The sequence below is a fragment of the Methanorbis rubei genome (assembly GCF_032714495.1).
GTDB lineage: Archaea > Halobacteriota > Methanomicrobia > Methanomicrobiales > Methanocorpusculaceae > Methanocorpusculum > Methanocorpusculum rubei.
Window position 1 is genome coordinate 79,894 of sequence record NZ_JAWDKB010000005.1, and the last position, 19,363, is coordinate 99,256.

At 53.4% G+C, this 19,363-nt stretch carries 14 protein-coding genes and 1 tRNA gene; 5 read left to right on the plus strand and 10 right to left on the minus strand.

The genetic code is table 11. From position 1 onward, the window contains the following. Positions 1–114 precede the first annotated feature (114 nt). From McpCs1_RS06630 to McpCs1_RS06645, 4 genes are all read right to left on the minus strand, one after another. Entirely contained in the window at positions 115–954 is an 840-nt protein-coding gene (locus McpCs1_RS06630; RefSeq protein WP_338096474.1) for a hypothetical protein, read from the minus strand. Beyond that, positions 951–1,940: a polymer-forming cytoskeletal protein gene (locus tag McpCs1_RS06635; RefSeq protein WP_338096475.1), complete on the minus strand. Its 990-nt coding sequence runs from the start codon at positions 1,938–1,940 to the stop codon at positions 951–953. The genes McpCs1_RS06630 and McpCs1_RS06635 overlap by 4 nt, the downstream gene beginning before the upstream one ends. Before the next feature lie 30 nt (positions 1,941–1,970). Further along, positions 1,971–3,194 carry a 2,3-bisphosphoglycerate-independent phosphoglycerate mutase gene (locus McpCs1_RS06640; RefSeq protein WP_338096476.1) on the minus strand — a complete coding sequence of 408 codons (1,224 nt, stop codon included), beginning with the start codon at positions 3,192–3,194 and terminating at the stop codon, positions 1,971–1,973. Between the two features lie 69 nt (positions 3,195–3,263). Beyond that, positions 3,264–3,338 (minus strand) — tRNA-Met (locus McpCs1_RS06645). Between the two features lie 641 nt (positions 3,339–3,979). On the opposite strand from McpCs1_RS06645, the gene McpCs1_RS06650 reads away from it, so the two are divergent. Continuing rightward, positions 3,980–4,390 (plus strand): thioredoxin family protein, encoded by a 411-nt coding sequence (locus McpCs1_RS06650; protein WP_338096477.1) that lies wholly within the window; start codon positions 3,980–3,982, stop codon positions 4,388–4,390. After that, on the plus strand, positions 4,377–6,521 hold the full coding sequence (locus McpCs1_RS06655; protein WP_338096478.1) for a DEAD/DEAH box helicase: 2,145 nt from the start codon (positions 4,377–4,379) through the stop codon (positions 6,519–6,521). The genes McpCs1_RS06650 and McpCs1_RS06655 overlap by 14 nt, the downstream gene beginning before the upstream one ends. A 371-nt stretch (positions 6,522–6,892) precedes the next feature. On the opposite strand, the gene McpCs1_RS06660 is transcribed toward McpCs1_RS06655, so the two are convergent. The 3 genes from McpCs1_RS06660 to McpCs1_RS06670 all read right to left on the minus strand — a co-directional run bounded on the left by McpCs1_RS06660 (position 6,893) and on the right by McpCs1_RS06670 (position 9,405). Then, positions 6,893–7,729 carry a DNA-methyltransferase gene (locus tag McpCs1_RS06660; protein ID WP_338096479.1) on the minus strand — a complete coding sequence of 279 codons (837 nt, stop codon included), beginning with the start codon at positions 7,727–7,729 and terminating at the stop codon, positions 6,893–6,895. Then, complete coding sequence (locus McpCs1_RS06665; RefSeq protein ID WP_338096480.1) at positions 7,726–8,157, minus strand: FKBP-type peptidyl-prolyl cis-trans isomerase; 432 nt, start codon at positions 8,155–8,157, stop codon at positions 7,726–7,728. The genes McpCs1_RS06660 and McpCs1_RS06665 overlap by 4 nt, the downstream gene beginning before the upstream one ends. 294 nt (positions 8,158–8,451) lie before the next feature. Next, a complete protein-coding gene (locus McpCs1_RS06670) occupies positions 8,452–9,405 on the minus strand; it encodes a DUF475 domain-containing protein (RefSeq protein WP_338096481.1) in 954 nt (317 codons plus the stop codon). A 101-nt stretch (positions 9,406–9,506) separates the two neighbouring features. Between McpCs1_RS06670 and McpCs1_RS06675 the strand changes: the two genes are divergently transcribed. From McpCs1_RS06675 to McpCs1_RS06685, 3 genes are read left to right on the plus strand one after another with little or no spacing between them, the layout of a single operon-like run. Next, a complete protein-coding gene (locus McpCs1_RS06675) occupies positions 9,507–10,166 on the plus strand; it encodes a PEGA domain-containing protein (RefSeq protein WP_338096482.1) in 660 nt (219 codons plus the stop codon). Between the two features lie 30 nt (positions 10,167–10,196). After that, positions 10,197–10,871, plus strand: a complete 675-nt coding sequence (locus McpCs1_RS06680) for a PEGA domain-containing protein (protein ID WP_338096483.1) — start codon at positions 10,197–10,199, stop codon at positions 10,869–10,871. Continuing rightward, the gene (locus McpCs1_RS06685; RefSeq protein WP_338096484.1) at positions 10,868–11,470 is read left to right on the plus strand and encodes a DUF2115 family protein; all 603 of its coding nucleotides are present in this window, start codon (positions 10,868–10,870) and stop codon (positions 11,468–11,470) included. The genes McpCs1_RS06680 and McpCs1_RS06685 overlap by 4 nt, the downstream gene beginning before the upstream one ends. Before the next feature lie 436 nt (positions 11,471–11,906). Here the strand turns inward: McpCs1_RS06685 and McpCs1_RS06690 are convergent, their stop codons facing one another. The 3 genes from McpCs1_RS06690 to McpCs1_RS06700 all read right to left on the minus strand — a co-directional run bounded on the left by McpCs1_RS06690 (position 11,907) and on the right by McpCs1_RS06700 (position 19,281). Continuing rightward, positions 11,907–14,339, minus strand: a complete 2,433-nt coding sequence (locus McpCs1_RS06690) for a heavy metal translocating P-type ATPase (RefSeq protein ID WP_338096485.1) — start codon at positions 14,337–14,339, stop codon at positions 11,907–11,909. A 661-nt stretch (positions 14,340–15,000) separates the two neighbouring features. After that, the gene (locus McpCs1_RS06695; protein ID WP_338096486.1) at positions 15,001–17,115 is read right to left on the minus strand and encodes a type 1 periplasmic-binding domain-containing protein; all 2,115 of its coding nucleotides are present in this window, start codon (positions 17,113–17,115) and stop codon (positions 15,001–15,003) included. 6 nt (positions 17,116–17,121) lie between these two features. Beyond that, positions 17,122–19,281, minus strand: coding sequence for a tetratricopeptide repeat protein (locus tag McpCs1_RS06700; protein ID WP_338096487.1), 2,160 nt, complete (start codon positions 19,279–19,281; stop codon positions 17,122–17,124). Positions 19,282–19,363 lie beyond the last annotated feature (82 nt).

The window sequence follows — 19,363 nt, forward strand, 5'->3', positions numbered from 1 at the left end:
GGAGAGAGAGGAGTTATTTGTTTGCTGTTGGGTGGAGCGGGAAAAGAAAAAAATGAAATTTGGGCAGGATGATAATCAGAAATGTGAAGAAAAAATTATTCGAAAACGAACCGCTCATCCAAAGCAGACCCAGCGATCATAGATCGGATCGCGCTCATTCTCCCATATCTCAAGATCGCGATCAACCTCACGCGCCCAGGACCTCACCCACTGCGCCTCCTCTTCGGTTGCAACCGTAATAAGCGTCTCCGCAGTAATCCCTGCAAGCTCCTCAACAATAGGCCGCCACAGATCCTGCGTATACACATACATCTGACCAAACATAATTCCAAGGCCCCGGTCAGCATCCGGCAGATACGCAGACGCAACCGTCCCGTCAATACAGACCGTCCCTTCCGGCGTCAGGCGGCCGGACGAAAGACCGAGCGCGAGCAGAGCCGGATCATTATCATACGCAAGAGGAACGCCGCCCATCTCGCGGATGATCATCGAACCAATGCCTGAGCCCGCACACGCATCAAGACACAGCCCGGGAGCAGAAGCTCCCCAGACCTCATGCAGCAGATCACGGACCTTCTCAATCCGGTCGGCTGGAAGATCCTCGCGGGCAGGGGCAACCTCCTCAACAAGAATATTGGAAAAATGCGCACGCAGCGCATCATCAATCACCGAACGCGGTTCCTGATAGATATCCCCGTCAGTCGCAGAAAACAACGCGAACTCCTGCTCGGTCGGGCTCCGGAAACTCCAGCTCGTACCAACCCACTCATCACCCGCACGAACAGCAAAAAGCACCGGATTCTCCTCATCATCAATCAGCATCCGTGCGCCGCCGGAAGTCGGTTCTGCCTCACAGATCAGAATGCCCGGCTCCCCGTTGTTCACCAGCGACGCATAGTCAGGCTCCAAAAACCGGAGAGAGTCCAGCTCCAGCATCGAAGAAATACTCTTCATCCCTTCTTCTCCTCAAACCGTCCGATCGTGAGACCCCCGGGAGAGCGGATGATACCGCTCACCAGAGCATCCTCATGCAGCCAGACTTTGTCGCCCGAAACATCGCCGAGGATGTCGGCACCGCGCTCAATTCGAACACTGTTGGCAACCACATCACCGTGGACCGCAGTCCGCTCGCCGACCTTCACGCGGCGAATCGCATGAACACCACCGAACAGCGTCACATCATTGTGCAGAACAAGAGACTTCGCCTTGATGTTTCCATGCAGACGCGAGCTTGAACCAACCTCCATCGGGGTTGTGACCGAAAAATAACGAAGATCCATCGTCGTCCGCGGCGGAAGCACAAGCGGCTCGCTGTTCGCTTCCGAGATCATCGCATTCACCGTCTTCTCCACCTCGGCCTCATTGTCGAGGTGAAGCATCGTCATCACATACAGCAGAAGGTAGAGAATCACCGGCATCGGATTTCTGATGCTGATGTCGCCGAACGCCTTGAACTCCTTTTCGATGAAAACATTATCGCCGATGTCAAGATTGCCGCCGACCGTCAGCTTGCCGTGAACCTTCACGCCCTCGCCGAGATACGCGTCGCCGTTGCAGATGACGGTCCCGCTGATCTCACAGAAGTTATCGATCCTGAGATCGCCTTCGGCAACAACATCGCCCGTGAGTTTGCAGAACTCACAGATCACGATGTCATTGCCGTAAAGGCCGTAGCCGATGTCGCAGTGATCGCCCACGAGGATATCGTTCTTTGTCTTGAGAATGCGTTCCTGCAGCTCGGTCTTATTGGGCAGGATGCATTTCTTGAACAGTTCAGCCGTTGCAATCGCCGCAACCGCAGACTCCTCACGGTGCGGAATCTCAAGCTCCGGAATGGACTCTGCAAGAATTTCCTCTGCCGCCGGCATCTCGGCATCCTGGGAAAGCTCCGCTTCAGGAATGGGTTCTGCGACGATGATTCGTTTTTTTCCTTCTGCCATTGCTCCACCAGTGTCTTGTAAGTAATATCGTTATGCGCCGTACTTATGGGTTTTGTCAATGAGATCCAGAAGGATCGGCATGAGATCTCCACCGGAAATCCGGCACAGAGCACCGGCAGCGCAGGAAATTTCATCGTACGCGGTGACGCGGTCAACTCTCGTGCCGTCACCGCGGATGATCAGCGGCACCGGGTCTGCGCTGTGCTCTTTGATGCTGCACGGCGTTGAGTGGTCGCCGCAGACTGCGATCATGAGGCTAGGCATCTCCATGAACGGCCGAAGTTCTTTGTCAAGCTTTTCAAGGAAGTCCTTCTTCTCGGCAGCCTTGCCATCATGGCCGTACTCGTCAGCATTTTTGATGTTGAAGAGCACGAAGTCCTGAGTTTTGAACTCGTCAAGGACGAGGTCAACCTGATCATTAAGGGGAGTGTCAGGGTCAACCGGAACGCGTTTCAGACCGACCGAGCTTCCGATGCCGGCAATGAGGGCAGCTGCCGCAATAACGCTGCCGGAGAGTCCGTGACGTTCCTCGAACGGCTCGTAGGCTCCCATGACTCCGCTTCCCCGGATGAGAACGGTGTTTGCCGGGTTCTCTCCTGCGGCTTTGCGGGCAAGGTTAACCGGATGATTCTTCAGAATGTTTTCTGCCTGACGGCAGAACTCGTTGCAGACCTCTGCGGTAAATCGTGCAGAATCAGTGTCCGCACCTTCGGGATGGATGGTTTTTGGCGGGATGCCGGTGGTCTTCGGATCGTTGCTGGAAACATCAGCCGAAAGACCCTTGCCGCGGAGGGCAAGGGCCGCACGGTGACCGGTGCCAGGCTCGAACTCGATGGTTACTCCGTATTTGCTGAGGTCAACGCCGTCACGGACCGCGGCAGATATCTCGGTGGTGTCGGCGATTCGTCCGGCACGGCGGTCGATCACATTGCCCGCATCGTCAAGAGTCGCGTAGTTGGCGCGGAACCCGACCATGCCCGGTTCCATTTTGATGCCGCAGCCTGCCGCCTCCAGAGGTCCGCGGCCGGTATAGTATTGTTGGGGAGGATAGCCGAGAATGCTTAAGTGGGAGGTGTCCGAGCCCGCACGGATTCCCGGGGCTACCGGATCCATGATGCCGCAGATGCCGGTTGCGGCGAGTTCGTCAAGGTTAGGAATCTTAGCCGCCTCAAGCGGTGTTTTTCCGCCCAGACATTCGCAGGGACGGTCCCCCACGCCGTCGATGATGAGAAGAAGTATTTTGGATGCTGTCATTACCAGAATTGTTGGACGGATAAGACTAAGTGCATTGTGTTGTGTGTGAAAAGTGTCTCGAAAAAACAGTAGCGAGGAATGGATTTGAACCATCGGTCTACGGGTTATGAGCCCGTCGGGATCTCCTGACTACCCCACCTCGCTTCTAATGCTTGGGATAACATATCTGCCGTGCGCAGATAAATAGGTTTCTGTTTTATGAGTCGCCCACGATTCGCATGTCTTCGTCATAGCTCCGTTCACGAGGCGTATGCCTTCATCATAGCTCCGCCCACGGAACACACTGAACGCACGGAGTTTCAAGGAAAAACATCACGGAGCAGACGTGAACATCACGGAAATTTAAAAAAAATTTCAAAAATTATTTTGCGAGAGTTCGAAAATATTTTTTGAGTGAGAGTTCTGTGGTCGCCCACGCTCACAAAATATTTCTGAAAAAAATTTCAAAAATTATTTCGTGAGAGTCTAAAAATATTTTTTTGAGTAAGAGTTCCGTGATGTTTTTTCAGTGAAATTTTGTGACCTACCACATTCACAAAATATTTCTGAAAAAAGTTTTAAAAATTATTTCGTGGGAGTTCGAAAATATTTTTTTGAGTGAGAGTTTCGTGATGTTCACGTCTGCTCCGTGATGTTTTTTCTGTGAAATTTCCGTGTGTTCAGTGTGTTCCGTGGGCGGAGCTATGATGAAGGCATACGCCTCGTGAACGGAGCTACGACGAAGGCATGCGACTCAGAAATATCTTAGCATACACTCATTAAGATAATCTGCCCATATTTTCTGTATGGACGATCCCGAACTGGAACAGCTGAGAAAAAAACGGCTCGAGGAACTCGCGGCAACGGTTCCGCCGCCGGAAGGATGGCCGGTAGTGCACCTCACCGAGTACAACTTCAATCAGGTAACCCTGCAGAGACCAAAAATCGTGATCGACTTCTGGGCGGAATGGTGCGGCCCCTGCCGGTACTTCGGACCGATCTTTGAAGAGATGTCAACAGAGTTTCCGGAGGTTCAGTTCTGCAAATGCGACACAGACCGCAATCACGGCATCGCAACCCAGCTGCACATCACCAACATCCCCCTCGTCATGTACATCCGTGACGGCACAGCCGTTCGGATGCGGGCAGGAGCAATGTCTGCGGAAAAATTCCGCGAAGAGCTGATACAGGTATTCAGAACTGATGACACTGTTTGAGTCCTTTCACCCGACACTGCAGGAGGTGCTTCTCTCAGGACTTGGCTGGAGCGACCTCAGACCCGTGCAGGAAGAGACCTGCCGCGCCGTAGCTGACGGCGCAGACGTCGTGGTGCTCGCGCCGACCGCAGGAGGAAAAACCGAGTCAGCATTCATACCGGCAATCGACGCCCTGCTCAAATCAGGGTCCCGGGGCCTTGGGATAATCTACATCTCGCCCCTCAAAGCACTCATCAATGATCAGGAGGATCGAATCCGGATGATGTGCGAACGTGCAGGCCTCATGGTCGCCTCACAGCACGGAGATGTTGCAGCACGCGACCGGTGGAAGTTTTCCGGCGAAGGCGACCTGCCGAACATTCTTCTCACAACCCCTGAGTCGCTTGAAGTACTGCTCGGCGACCCTGACTCGCGGCCCGCATTTTCTGCGGTCCGGTTTGTGATAATCGATGAGATTCACGCATTCATGGAAACGGATCGCGGCGTTCACCTCCGCTGCCTTTTGGACAGGATTGAGTTTTCCAAAAACCGTGTACAGCGGATCGGACTTTCGGCAACGGTCGGCAACCCTGCGGAGCTCCTTGGATGGATGTCAGGCCCTGCAAGAAAACAGCGGCTGATACATATCCCGTCTGAGAAAAAACCAAAACAGTTCACGTTTGTCGTGGAGGAGGATTTCTCCTTACAGGTGAGGGCTGTTGCATCAGCTGTCCGGGGAAAGAAAGCACTCGTGTTTGTGGACAGCAGGAGTTTTGCCGAGCGACTGATGGGCCCTCTTGCAGAGCTGGTGCCAAACGTGCATATTCACCACTCCTCAGTCTCGGCTGATGACCGGGCTGTGGCCGAGGCCGCGTTCGATCAGAGCGGCGGAACCTGCGTCATCTGCACAAGCACGATGGAACTTGGAATCGACATCGGCGATCTCGATCTCGTCGTGCAGTACGGGCCGCCAAAAACCGTCGCCTCATTTTTGCAGAGGCTGGGGCGCACCGGTAGGCGGGGACGGCCTGCGACGATGACCTTTGTGCTGGAAAGACCATGCGACCTGCTGATCAGCGCAGCAGCAATCGAGTCTGCGATGCTGCATGAGGCAGAACCGCTGCATGCACCGGCGCATGCATACCATGTCATGGTGCAGCAGCTGTTTCTTCTTCTGAAAAGCAGGTACGGCAGTCTCAGCAGGAAAACAATTTTTTCGGCACTGCACTCGCTCTCACCGTTTGCAGCGGTTCCACTGGAAAAAATCTCAGAGCTCTTGGAGTACCTTGCAGACTCAGATTATCTGAGCAGGGACGGAGATCTCTTCTCTGCAGGCCCCCGTGCCGAGCGGGAGCTTGGCAAGTCCAACTGGTTAGCACTCATCTCGGTTATCCATGATGCCGGAGGATTTCTTGCCGTCCTTCCGGACGGGACGGTTGTCGGGACCTTGGACCCGCGGTTCGTCGGCAGTGAGCCGGGAAAAACATTCTCCTTCACCGGCAAAAGCTGGCGTCTGCTCTTTCGTGACGATGTCCACAAACGTGCCCTTGTGGAGCCTGCGGCGCATCCGGGGGATGCAAAGCGGCCGTTCTGGAGCGGCAGCGGAAGCGGTCGCGCCGGGGACGCGTCGCCCACGGTGTGCAGAGCAGTATGTCGGATTCTTGAGCGGGGTGCAACCATTCTTCCGTTGCCAAATGATCAGAAGGAGATGCTCAGTGACCTCATCCGCATGCTGCCTGATGACTTTGGGCCCGGCATAGTTCACGTGCGTGCGGAGCCTGAGGTCGCCGGATGGTCGGTGGTGATCGCAACGTTCCTTGGCGCACGGGCCAACATGGTTCTTGCACGGCTGTTGAAGAACCGGCTTGACGGCGGCGGGCGCCATACTCTTCGCTATGATCAGTTTGCAATCCGCATCTTTGACTGGGAGGGAGCGGACGCCGCGGAGAAAGTCGCGAAAATTCTTTTGGAGATTTCAGAGGCTGATTTGTCTGCACTCGCGGCCGAGCTGCCTGAGCTGCCGGACACAACATGGAAGTTCGGCAGCATGCTGCCAAAGGAGATGATCGCAGAGATGACGGCTGATGAGTACTACCGGCTCCCCGAAGTTGTTGCCGGGATCTCTTCGGTGAGAGTGAGTGATGGTCATTGAGGTTTGTCTCCTATGAGACACAAAGTGGTCTCGTTTGGAGTAACCACAGATCACACGGAAATTTCACGGAGCTCCACGGAAAAATGAAATCACATTCCTTCCACACGCCGTCCCGTCGTGTTCAACTCCTCCTTTCAGGAGTCGTTTCGGCCTGCTCATCATCTCGTGAAAATGCACGGAGAATGCCTGCGGCACCGGAACGCACGGAAAATTATTTTTTCATTTTTTCAAACATAAAAGAAAAGCAAAAAAATCTTAGGATATCTTTCCGTGCATTCCGGCGCCGCAGGCATTCTCCGTGCATTCAGTGAAGCTCTGTGTGCTCTGTGCATTCCGTGGTTACTCAAAGCGAGACCACAGACAAAAAAACGTTAGAGAGAGCGTATCGAAAGTTCCGCGGCGATCCGTTCCTCGGCAATTTTTTTGTAGCCCTCATCGATCTCAAACCCGATGAAGGGAATGCCAAGCCGCACCGCGGCAACAGCAGTGCTGCCGATTCCCATGAACGGATCCATCACCAGACCGCACCGGTCGGTACCGTGATCCAGAATACACATCTCCGGTAACCGGACGGGAAACACCGCCGGGTGGGGACGTTCCTCGCGGATGGTTTCATAGGGAATGAACCAGGTATTTCCGCGATCGCGGAGATCCTGTTTCTTCTTCACCCACCGCTTCACATTGCTTTTGTCCTGATAAGGGACGCCGGTTGCCAGCCGGTCGATTGGAACCTCGCCGGTTTTCGTGAAATGGAAGATAAACTCATGGCAGTCGTTGTGAAACCGGAGACTGTTGATCGGTTTGTAGTGGCCGACCGCAACGCCGTTTTCAGGAATGCCTGAGGTGTAAAACCTTCCCATGTCTGCCTTCGGAAGAGCGATCGATTTGATCCAGTGGATCATGTTCTGGAGAACAAAACCATTGTTCCGAAACTGCATCGCAACATCCATCGGAATCCAGGGGTCTTTGAGACTCCCGCCGACATTGAGGTAAAAGGATCCGGCATCAGAGAGAACCCTTGCAGACGCCCTGGCAACATCCTCCATCCAGAGAAGATACCCGTTGCGGGGAACGGTGTCGTCGTAGGTTGTGTAGGGTTTGCCGATATTGTAGGGGGGTGAAGTGACGATAACGTCAACCGAACCGGCAGGGAGCCTGTTCATGCCGGTGATGCAGTCGCACAGATGAATTACCCCTGGTTCATTCATGGTTCAAGAATTTTTACGATGGTTATCTCATAGGTGATCGTCTCGCCGGCAAGCGGGTGGTTGGCATCAACCGTGACGCTTGTGCCGGTCACGCTGACAACCGTCACAAGGCATGGCTTGTTCATGACCTCGACCTTGATGATCTCGCCCGGGATTGGTTCATGATCAAGGCTGATCTTTTTTCGCTTCACGGTGACGACAAGTTTCCGGTGATATCTCCCGTAGGCTTTCTCCGGCGGCAGGACGACGGTGACGATCTCGCCCTCGGCTCTGCCAAGCAAGGCCTCCTCAAAAGCAGGATTGATCTGTTTTTTGCCGAGAGTGATTTGCACGGGATCACTTGAGCTGGTATCCTCAAATACTTCACCGTCCGGACGCCTGCTGATGAAGTGAAGCAGCAACGTACTGTCGGGAAGAACACCGGTCATGGATATTTGTATGTCTGGTATGGTACAATTAGGTTTTGCATGGATGAGATCTCGAAACGCGAACAGCATGCATGTGGCCTTATGTAAAAAACGCGAATGACGCGAATAAAAAATCGCCAATGGCGATTTTTACGAAATTACTAAAATTACTTTTTTGGCCATATCTATTCGTTAAAAGATGCACAAATTGTTTTTTGAAAAATCGCCATTGGCGATTTTTTATTCGCGCTATTCGCGTTTTTTACATAACGCCGAAGGCATGCGATTCGCGTTTCAAATTTCTATTTCAGATATCTACTGTTCTCTCGGAACAACACAAACGCCGAAGTCGCCCTTCTTGATTCTCCGAAGAGACAGCCAGAAGAAGAATGACACAATACCGATCGTCAGAATCGGAGCAATCCAGATCGGGATATCAATACCGAATCCTTCACTGCACATGATAAGACCAAGCGTAAAGATCGAGTACATCGCACCGTTTTTCAGATACGCGTATTTGCGGATGTTGTCGATGTTGCGGACCGTAAGCTCACGCACGATAACAGCGCCGATACCATTACCGATCAAAATCAACGGAACCGACATCGTAAACGCGAAAGCACCGATAACACCGTCGATCGAAAACGTCGCATCAATCACTTCAAGAAGCATCAACTTACTGATATCGGATTTATTCGAGGTCCCGCTCTCAAGCTCGGCCGACTTTTTATCGGCAAACAGCCGGAACCCCTGCATAATGAAAAAGATCGCAGACCCGCCCACCGCAGCAACCGCCAGAAGAGCATTGATCTGCGCTGCACTGTAGCAGAGAATGAATAAAATGATCGCAGCAACCGCATAAAACCATGGTCCCTGGCGGGACATTGCACGCTCTCCCGGAACAATACAGTTTTTCTCCTCCGCCATCAGCCAGTGGAGGAACAAAAATATCATAAAAATTCCTCCGGCCAAAAGCAGGAATGGAGCACTCTGCTCAATCGCAGCAGCAGCGGTCGCATCATCTGAAAACGTCGCGGTCAGTGCACCGATCGGGCCAAGCGAGGGCGTCGAAAACCAGATGATAAGCCATGGCAGAACACCGCGGATACCAAAAACCGCGATGATGATACCCCAGGTCAGGAACCAACGCCTGGCCCAGGCCTTCATCGTGGCCAGAATATCTGCATTGATGATTGCATTATCGATACTTGCCACCGTCTCAAAGGCAACAAGACCGACAATAACCAGTATGGCATATGCAATCTCCATGGTAAATAGGGACATGTTTGGGCTGATGAGTAATTAATACTTTTATCCTCCTCTTGTCACGTGCGATCCCTTTATCAGCATAGGCTCCTGATCTAATCTTCATGAAGCTACCTCTTATCTGTCTGACACTTTGCCTGATTCTGCTTGCCGTACCAGCCGTAATGGCTGACGAAACAGTCAGCAAACTTACCGTTGACTCGATTCCCGGAGGGGCCGACCTCAGAATATCAGACCAATTCGTCGGCTATACGCCGACGACAGTCGAAGTCCCCGGAGGATCAACCGTCTCGGTCATGATCCAGCGGCATGGGGGATCCTATGACATCTGGCGGGGATCGGTCTATGTGCCCAAAGGCGAACACGTCACCTACACCGCAAAACTCTACAAAACCGAGGACAAAATCCGCACCACCGGCTACTTAGTCGTCACCTCCAACGCCGAAGGCGCTGAGGTGTATCTTGACAACGGATATATCGGCGTGATCACCGACGGAAGGCTCGCCAAAGATGAAATCCGGCTCGGACTGCATCAGGTGCTGGTGCAAAAACCAGGCTACACCACCTACACCAATCTTGTCGAAGTGCTGCCGAAAAATATTGCCACCACAACCGTTGAAGCAGACTTAACACCGCTTGCAACAGCCGCAACGCCGATTCCGACAACAGAGACTGCACCTCCCGCACCAACCAGAACACCTGCCCCCCTCATCGGTCTGGCAGCCTTCGGGCTTGCAGCAGTGGCCCTGGGACTGAGACGATGAGTTTAATAGATCCAAAGATGAGGTGTTAGTATGAGAAAACAGATATTTGTGATGGTAATCTGTCTCTGCATCCTGACTGCCGTTGGGACGGCAGCGGTTGCAGCAATGGAAAGCAATGAAGGAAGACTCACCATCAACTCAGAACCAAACGGAGCTGATGTCTGGGTGTCAGGCAACTTCGCGGGATACGCTCCGGTATCAGTGATCGTCCCGGGTGACGCGATGATCAATCTCCGCGTCGAGATTCCGGGGAACACGTATGATGTGTGGAGAGGCTCGGCATATGTTCCGGCAGGACAGGACGTCAGCATGACGGTTCCGGTCAGCAAGAAGACGGAACACTCCAAAGAGTTTGGTATTGTGGTGGTCAGCTCAGGTGTTGAGGATGCCGAGGTCTACATGGACAACAGCTATTACGGAACGATCTCCGGCGGATCCTTGTCCATGGACAACACGAAACTTGGTCTGCATTATGTGCAGGTGAAGAAGAACGGGTACGAGGATTATGCGACGATGGTTGATGTGAAACCGAAAAATCTCGCAACTGCAAACGTTGTTGCCGACCTCAAACTAACAAGCTCCGCAGTGGTCACGAGCGCAACGACCGGCTCAACGGTTCCTGTTGCCCCGACTAAAGCACCGGTCTGTGTGCTTTTGCCGGCACTCGCACTGCTTGGTGCAGCAGCAGCAGTCGTGCGCAGATGAATCTGCTGTCCTTCTCGGACAGCGAGTCCAGATTTTTTATTGAGAAGACGGTCCGGGACCTTATCGTGGCAAAGGGGACTGCAGAGGCAGCAAGAGAGATAGGCTCGGCCCTTGGTAGCTACACGATTTTTGATCTGCAGTACATCGGCGGCGGCATTCAGCGAGAGGTGGGAAAACTCCCGAACCCGTACCGGAGGTGCTACCAGCCGTTCAGTTCTGATCTGCTGAATCAGTATCATGCGTTCATGACAAAGTACCGGATCGGCGGTTTTGCGGATACCCGGATCAAAGATCCGGAGCTTTGGCACATTTACTGGGATATAACACCGGCTCAGTGTTTTGTCAAACACCGGTCGCCCCATGATCCGTTTCCGCAGCTTGAGCATCCGATGACGAAACTGTTTTACCGGTTGGTTTACGGGTATGTGATGCTGATTGAAGGGGGATACGGCCATCCGGTAGGAATGCCGTTTCCGGGAGGGGCGGTTATCAGACGCGAGGGCAATCATGTGCTCTGTCCGATCCGCGATAAGGAGAAGGATTTTCCAACAGCGTTGTGTAATTTCTGTCCTGCTGAGCAGGACTCTGAGTACCGGTGAGTGGCATGTCTGCGGATTTATGTAGAAAAACGCGAATAGCGCGAATTGCGCGAATAAACGCGAATAAACGCGAATAAAAAATCGCCAATGGCGATTTTTCAAAGAAAATAAAAAGTCTTTTTTTGAATAGGACTTACGCGAAATGAAATAGCATAAGAAAAAGGGATTCTCTGTCCTTGGTTTTATTAGGGGCAACCACGTATCGCAGGCCAAAGGCATGCGATACGTGGTTACTCCAAGCGAGACCACCTACAGAAAAATCCAAAACAATGAAACTCATCACCGCGTAACTCCTATTGAAATAGATAATCACCATAGAATGATGCAACGTTATTAATATTTCAAAAATCGCCATTGGCGATTTTTTATTCCGCGAAGCGGTGAGCAGGCCGAAGGCATGCGATTCGCGCTATTCGCGTTTTTACATAAAATCTTATCACTCACCAAAAGACAACGCCGGCGGCGTGTATCTCCGCAGGAGAAGCGACAGGCTCACCACCGTCACCGAACTCAGCACCATTGCCGCAGCCGCATACTCGGGCCGGAACATCACCTGCGTAAAAGGATACAAAACACCTGCTGCGAGCGGGATTAAAACCGCATTGTAGGCAAATGCCCAGAACAGATTCATCCGGATCCTGCCGAACACTTTCTTCGCAAGCTGCACCGCGGCAACCGCACCGATCAGATCATTTCTCAGCAGCACAATGCCGCCGGACGCAACCGCAGCATCCGTCCCGCTGCCGACCGCAATACCGACATCTGCCTGCGTCATCGCAGGAGTATCATTGATGCCGTCGCCCACAAACACCACCGCGTTTCCTTTCTCCTGCATCTTCTGAATGAACGAACGCTTATCATCAGGCATAAGACCTGCTTCAACATGAGAAATACCGGCAGCAGCTGCCATAACCTCTGCCGCACGGGCATTGTCGCCCGTAAGCATCGTCACCGGAAGACCCATCCGTTCAAACTCCGCGACCGCCGACTTCGCATCAGGCCGGAGCGTGTCAGACACACCGATCGCACCAGCGAGAATTCCAGCGACCGCAACAAAAACAACCGAAGCACCGGTCGAGCGGAATGTCTCGGCAGCGGTAACCACGCTCTCATTCATGGAGACGCTCTTCTCACTCATGAACTCAGCCGAGCCCATCAGAATCTCCTGACGGTTCACCCGTGCCGTCATTCCCCGTCCCGGAATGGTCTCGACCCGGGCCGCCGGAAGATCAGCAAGACTACGGGCATCTGCGGCAGAAACAATCGCCCCGTCAAGAGGATGCAGCGACCTGCGGCCAAGAGCAGACGCGGTCGTCAAAAGGTCGTCCTCAGAGACTCCTTCGGCAACCGCAATGCCCGAGACCGCCGGCGTTCCAAGCGTCAGCGTGCCGGTCTTGTCCACAGCCACCGCCTTCAGCTTGCCGGAACGTTCCAGCACCTCGCCGTTTCTGATCAGAATACCAAGACTTGCCGCACGCCCGATGCCGACCGTGACCGCGGTCGGCGTCGCAAGCCCGAGAGCACACGGACATGCCACCACAATAACCGCAATAAAACTGGAAAGGGCGACAAGCAGAGTCTCTGCGGCGAAGAAGTACCAGTAGACAAATGCGATGACCGCAACCAGAAGAACGAACGGAATAAAGTACCGGACCGCCGTATCAGCCACACGCTGCACCGAAGGTTTGGTCTCCTGCGCCTCACGGACCATTCTGATGATGCCGGCAAGAACCGTGTCGGTGCCGATCTTCTCCACTTCCATGGTCAGTACACCCTGCGAAACGACCGTGCCGCCGATGACACCGGTTCCGGGCATCTTGATCACCGGCACCGACTCGCCGGTGATCGCCGATTCGTTGACTGTAACCGGATTTTCAAGAACAATGCCGTCGGACGGAATCTGACCGCCGGTCTTCACAATAACCGTGTCGCCTGCAACCAACTCACCGACCCTGACCTCCTGTTCAATCCCGCCGCGAATCACGGTTGCAACCGGCGGACGCAGGTGTAAAAGCGCCATGATGGCGTCCGACGTCTTCCCCCGGGCCCGTGTCTCAAGATATCTGCCAAGACCAAGGAACGCGGTAAGCATGACTGCGGTCTCGAACAACAGAAAGTCCGGCGACGGTAAAACTCCCGCAACCGCTCCAAGGCCTGCGATGTAGGATGTCGCAATGCCCAGCATGTACATGACCTCCATGCCGAGCATGCCGCCGCGGAGTTGCGTAATCCCCTGTTTGAAGATCGGATATGCACAAACGATCAGAATCGGGGTTGCGATGACGAGCATGGTGAAATCCATTGCAAACATGTTGTCGCCGAACAGTGAGTGTCCGAAGAACATGAGTGCCATCAGAACGATTGAGCCGGCGAATCCGAGGATTGTTCTGTTGCGAATTCCCGACAGCTCATCCTTTTCCGATTCAGGGATATAGAACAGATCGTCAAATCCGCTGTTCACCGTCACCGAGGAGAAGCCGACTTTCTTCAGAACCGGCACGAACTGGGAGGAGTCGGCAAGCAGCGGATGGTATCTGATGGTGATGATGTCGTCCTCAGTTGAGACCTCCAGAACTCCCGGGAGTGCACGGACAGCGGCGGAGCCTTTCTCCAGCAGTTCTGTATTCGGAGGTGCAACGATAAAAGATATCGGAACCGGTGTTACGGTAAATCCTGCGCCGAGAACTGCTTCATCGATCTTTTTCGGCGTGGTGATATTCGTATCAATATTGACGCTTGCTGTTCCGTCAGAGAGATTTACCGTTACCTCAGACACACCGGGAAGAAGCTTCAGGGTGGATTCAAGGTGGGCGGAGCATGCGCTGCAGTGCATGCCGCCAACCAAAAAACGGAGGTATCGGGTTGCCATACTGGTAGTTTACCTCTCCAACCGGATATAGAATGTGTTTGGAGCAGCGTTCGTCTGAGTCGCCCACGGAAAAACGGAGCACACGGAAATGAATGGTTACACCCGCACAATGTGATGCCACGAAAAGATTTAGCCGCTTTTTTTGGGAAAAGTAAGCGGATCAGTGGTGAGCGTGGATTTGCGGTTTTCTTTCCTCATCATGCCCATTCGCCACTGACCCGCTTACTTTTTCCAGAAAAAAAATAGACTAAATCTTTTCGTGGTATCACATGCATGTGTGAGGTTTTACGTATAGTTGAAATCATTGTATTTTGCATATTTTTGGATTCTGTTCTGTTTGGTTGTTATTTCGTATAGTGCGTATAGTTGGAGTGTATTTTGTCTGGATTTTCTATGGGCTACTAATTTCTATTCAGATATAGAGAGAATTTTCGTTTTCACTATACGCACTATACGAACTTTCGATATACTGCGTTGAATTTCGATTTGGATGAAAATGAATGCGTTAAGGTTAGCGCATAGTCAGCGCAAAGGTCAGCGCAGGCATCTGATGTATGTAAAAAAATCCGAGTTGCACGCACCACTCTACAGAACAGAACAAAGAAAAATCGCCATTGGCGATTTTTTATTCGCGAATATTCGCGTTTCAAAAAAAAAGCGGCTACATCTGCCGCTCGGCTGCCGAGATAAGATCGCCTGCACCAAGAACAACCCTCGTTATCCCTCCCTGACTCTGGAGCAGCATCGTGTTAGGGCCAACAGCATTCCCCAACTCATCAAAAGATATCCCAGACCCCGAGAAAATACTCTGATCAGCTGAGTACCGGAGATTCTTCAGAGCCGAACCGACCGCGGCCGGCGTAGTAGAACCTGACACACTCATCGCATCCGCAAGCATCACCACCGCCTCAAACGATCTCGCCGAAACACCGGTCATCGACTGACCCGGATGAACCTTGGAATAGAACAGAGAAACATCCCTGATTACAGGCTTTGACTTGCCAAGCTCAGAAGACCAGATGTCTGATGCCGTGAGATAATCATAAATGAGGACGCTCTGCACAACCTTTGGATCGCCAAGTATCGTATCGCCCGCCACATACCAGACTGAAGGCAGGGAGTTTGACATGCGTGCAGCATCCAAAAGGAGCGTCAGATCATCTGCACCGTCAGGAAAACTCAGGATGACCTCACCGGGACGGGTCTGACCGGAGAAGAGAGCATCAGCCCCGGCCTTGGTCAGAGGAAGTGAATAGGAAACGGTCTCAACCGAGTAGCCGTGCTCCTCCAGCAGGGACGCAGCAGAGGACGGCAGAACAAACCCTTCGGGCGCCAGCACCGTGATGTTCGTAGAGTGTCCATATGACTTTCTCGCATCAAGAACCGTGACCAGCTGCGCAATTCCCGCCTCTTCGTCCGGGGAAAGAGAGACCGACCAGTCGCCGGCACGGTACTCACTGCCCGACACCGTCTGAACCGCAGGACGGTTCGTGACAACACCGCTCAGATCCCCCATAACAGCAACAACATCGCTTGGAACCGGAGAACCGGACTCAAGCGGCAGAATACGGACCTTCGCACCATAGATACCGGAGATACCACTCGTTGCCGCTCCCGGAAGAGCAATCTGGTTCGCCGTATTGATGAACTCAGCGGCCGCGGTTGCCCCTCTGACCACCTCAACATTGCCGTAGACACCGATCACCACCTCAGACGGCGGAGGAGCATACGTATCAACCAGAACCACAGACCCTGACCGGAACTGCGCAATCTGCATCAGAATTCGTCCGCATCCGCTGATATCAAACTCATAGGATCCCGCAGCACCTTCATAGGTCTTGTCCATGTACCATCCTGAAATGTAGACCGTATTCCCGTTGCTCTGAGGCACCAGACGCGACAGCGTCATCATCGCATCATACCCTTCCGCAGCATACACCGACGCAGACGTGTCGAATCTGACAGAGTAGACATTGTAAAACGGATGAGACGAGATGTCAGAGATACGTTTTGCCGTGTAGACTCCTTCCATTCGGGAATCATTCATAGTGCCTGCATCCTCCCCTACCCACGAAGAAACCAGAACCGGACCGGTCAGACCAAGCTCACGGGCCTTTGCAACAATCGCCGGAACATCTGACCCGCCGGTGACAATCAGAAGACCAGGCTTCTGATCAAGAAGCGACCGGAGACTTGCAAGCTCTCCCGACGGTGATGAGTAAGTGCCGGAGACCACACGTCCGCTGACAGAGTCTTCAAGCGCCTGAATATATGCAGCCGTGTACGAGTTGTCCGGGCCAAGCACCGCGATTGCATCATGCTGACGAAGGAGCGACTTCAGCGAGGCGACCTCATAGTACGGCGGCGTGCTGAACGTGACAACTCCGTCAGGAGCAACGGTGGCATAGCCGGGGGATGCAACCGCCAGATGCACAATGTTGGATGAGCCAAGTGCCGCGTCCCATTCTTCGCTGACAGAGTCGGTCGCAGTAATGACTGCTACCATATCAGAAGGAACATCCTCTGTGCTGTTGAGGTACACGAGCGACGGACGGGTTGCCGCATCCTGCAAGAGGTATGCGGTATCAATACCGTTTCGCACCTGTGTTCCGACAACAGAGTCGGTCGGCAGAAGCACACCGATGGTTTCGCGGTGCTGGGGCGGATCAATCACCGGCGTTGGCGGTTGAACCTCGTCTCCCCCGCCTCCGGTAAGAACAGCAAATGCAACCACCAGCGTGAGGGCTATCAGGAGAAGGGCAACTACCTGTTTCATATCACACTAAACCCGTAAGGAAGCAACCTCCTCAAGTGTTGCAACATTCCACACCTCAGGCGGGCATGAAGATGTTTTTTTGATCATGTACTCAGCAGCCGCAGCCTCAAGGTATCCGGGTTCCGGCAGGACAAACAGCCGGTCGATTACCGGGTCTACCGGCGCTGAAGAGACGATCTGCAAAGCGGAGCGCAGGTACTGGTAGGATTCGTTTGCAGGGTTCTGCACGACCGCACGTTTTGCGGCCAGAAGGGCATCATCATACTTTTCCATGCAGGTAAGGGCACGGGCCATGCATCCCCATACGGCAGGGAACTGATCATTGATCTTCAGTGCAGACTCGCAGGCATCGACCGCGTCAGAGTAGAGACCTGACTCATACTCGAGCCATCCAAGCTCGGCAAAGAGGCGGGACCGTGTTTCGCGACCCGGATTTGCACGAAGAGCCGTCCTGAGCATGGAACGTGCTTCGTCTGCAAACCCTGCGGTAAGCAGTGCACGCGACGCAGCAGAGCAAACGGTGGCACGCTCGTCATCGCGGGTGGATCTGTTGGTGACGTCGGTCAGAACAACAGACCGTTTTACAGCGTCGAGGTAGGGGAGGATCATCTCAAGGACAGGGGCAATATCAGCATTGTTCTGCCAGGCGTGAGTGACCGCAGCGTTCAGTTCGCGGACGATCAAAGCTGACGGTGCGTCGGCAGCTGCAAGGAGAACTGCTTTTTCTGCAAAGGTCTCTGCATACGCTGCCGCGTCAACGCCTGCGGCCATTGCTGCTTTGAACTGAAGCTGCATAATTTCGGGCGCGGAAGAACGGCTGTACCAGTCAAGGGCACAGGATGGATCAAAACCGAAGTAGGCTGCACTGCCGCGGGTTGCGGCAACCGCAGACTCAACCGAATCATCGAATGTTTTGAGAGAGGCTGCGTCAGGGCGACCGTCTGCGGTCAGGTGCGAGTTCATCTCTGACAGGCGCGACATTGCAGTGTCAACGAGCTCCGAATCACCATTCTCTTCACTGATGATGAGTTCAAGGTGATGATACTCATCCTCATAGGCATGGCGTCTGCGGCTGGATGCGGCAAGTTCCAGATACAGCCGCAGTTTGTCGGTGACCGGAAGCATTGCGGCGATGCCTGCAATGCGGGCATAGTACTCGCTCATGTCTTCGCCTAAATCCTCGCCAACTTCGCAGAGATTTTTCAGACCGATCGCGGTCTGGTATGAGGAGCCGCCGCGGGAGGCCATGAAGGCATTTTTGTATGCTTCAAACGCGTTGTCGAAGTCTCCGGAGCGGCGAAGGATGGTGCCGATCAGTTCAAACGCTGCGGTCTCGGCAGGAGTTGCAGGGAATGCAAGGGTGATATTTGCGTAGAGATCAAGAGCAGGTTCGTTGTTTCCCGAGGCATACAGCCAGTTCGCGGTGGAGAGAGCCGCATCCGGCGTCTCGCAGTCCAGCAGGGGAGAGCAGAGAGCGTCCCACTCGGTAAGAGAAGGCTGGGGCATATTGAGCCAGGTGATCATCTCTTCGCGGGTCAGGGACGAGAACCATGCTCCGGCAATGCAGACGACACAGTCATAGATGTCCTGCGGAGGAAGGGAAGGAACACCGGCACGAACAGCCGCGTACCGGTCGAGAGGGAACTCATGCCAGAACGGGCGGCGGCCGACACCGAAGTACATATCTGAGTTGCGGACTTCAGACGTGGTGATGGCACGGGTTTTGAACTGCCACCAGCTCTGCGGGTGGGCGTCACCGAATGACGCAATGATCTCTGCTGCCTGATTTGTTCCTGAGATGTAAGATCTGATCAAGGCAGTCAGGGCAAGTTTTCGGGAGGGTTCTGCATGTTCGACTGCGGATGCATACTCTGATTTCAGCCACTCTTCCACCGGTAAAACATCGTCGGTGATATTTTCTGCGGCATGGAGAAGATCCAGCAGGACACGGCTGTCATCAGGCTGCTGAAGAATAGCAGCAAGCACTCTTGCATGGAATCCGCCGTCAACACTCATCCGGTGTAAAAACAGATTTCGAAACACAATATTTTCGTGGACTCCGAGACGAACGTCGTCGGTAGCTGGATGAGATAGTATCTCTTCGGCAAGAATCGTCAGATAATCCGTGTAATACTGTTGGGTCAGATTTCCCTCGCTGACTCGCATGATTATGTAGAATTTTGTGTGTTAACACTATGTATGCCTTCTGATAGAACTGATGCTTCAGAATTATGTTTGAGATACCCCC

Bases quoted from the DNA above. Each gene is read 5' to 3' on its own strand.
- McpCs1_RS06655 (WP_338096478.1), top strand. From the start codon at position 4,377: ATGACACTGTTTGAGTCCTTTCACCCGACACTGCAGGAGGTGCTTCTC.
- McpCs1_RS06695 (WP_338096486.1), bottom strand. From the start codon at position 17,115: ATGAAACAGGTAGTTGCCCTTCTCCTGATAGCCCTCACGCTGGTGGTT.
- McpCs1_RS06660 (WP_338096479.1), bottom strand. From the start codon at position 7,729: ATGAATGAACCAGGGGTAATTCATCTGTGCGACTGCATCACCGGCATG.
- McpCs1_RS06640 (WP_338096476.1), bottom strand. From the start codon at position 3,194: ATGACAGCATCCAAAATACTTCTTCTCATCATCGACGGCGTGGGGGAC.
- McpCs1_RS06700 (WP_338096487.1), bottom strand. From the start codon at position 19,281: ATGCGAGTCAGCGAGGGAAATCTGACCCAACAGTATTACACGGATTAT.
- McpCs1_RS06680 (WP_338096483.1), top strand. From the start codon at position 10,197: ATGAGAAAACAGATATTTGTGATGGTAATCTGTCTCTGCATCCTGACT.
- McpCs1_RS06675 (WP_338096482.1), top strand. From the start codon at position 9,507: ATGAAGCTACCTCTTATCTGTCTGACACTTTGCCTGATTCTGCTTGCC.
- McpCs1_RS06635 (WP_338096475.1), bottom strand. From the start codon at position 1,940: ATGGCAGAAGGAAAAAAACGAATCATCGTCGCAGAACCCATTCCTGAA.
- McpCs1_RS06650 (WP_338096477.1), top strand. From the start codon at position 3,980: ATGGACGATCCCGAACTGGAACAGCTGAGAAAAAAACGGCTCGAGGAA.
- McpCs1_RS06670 (WP_338096481.1), bottom strand. From the start codon at position 9,405: ATGGAGATTGCATATGCCATACTGGTTATTGTCGGTCTTGTTGCCTTT.
- McpCs1_RS06665 (WP_338096480.1), bottom strand. From the start codon at position 8,157: ATGACCGGTGTTCTTCCCGACAGTACGTTGCTGCTTCACTTCATCAGC.
- McpCs1_RS06690 (WP_338096485.1), bottom strand. From the start codon at position 14,339: ATGGCAACCCGATACCTCCGTTTTTTGGTTGGCGGCATGCACTGCAGC.
- McpCs1_RS06685 (WP_338096484.1), top strand. From the start codon at position 10,868: ATGAATCTGCTGTCCTTCTCGGACAGCGAGTCCAGATTTTTTATTGAG.
- McpCs1_RS06630 (WP_338096474.1), bottom strand. From the start codon at position 954: ATGAAGAGTATTTCTTCGATGCTGGAGCTGGACTCTCTCCGGTTTTTG.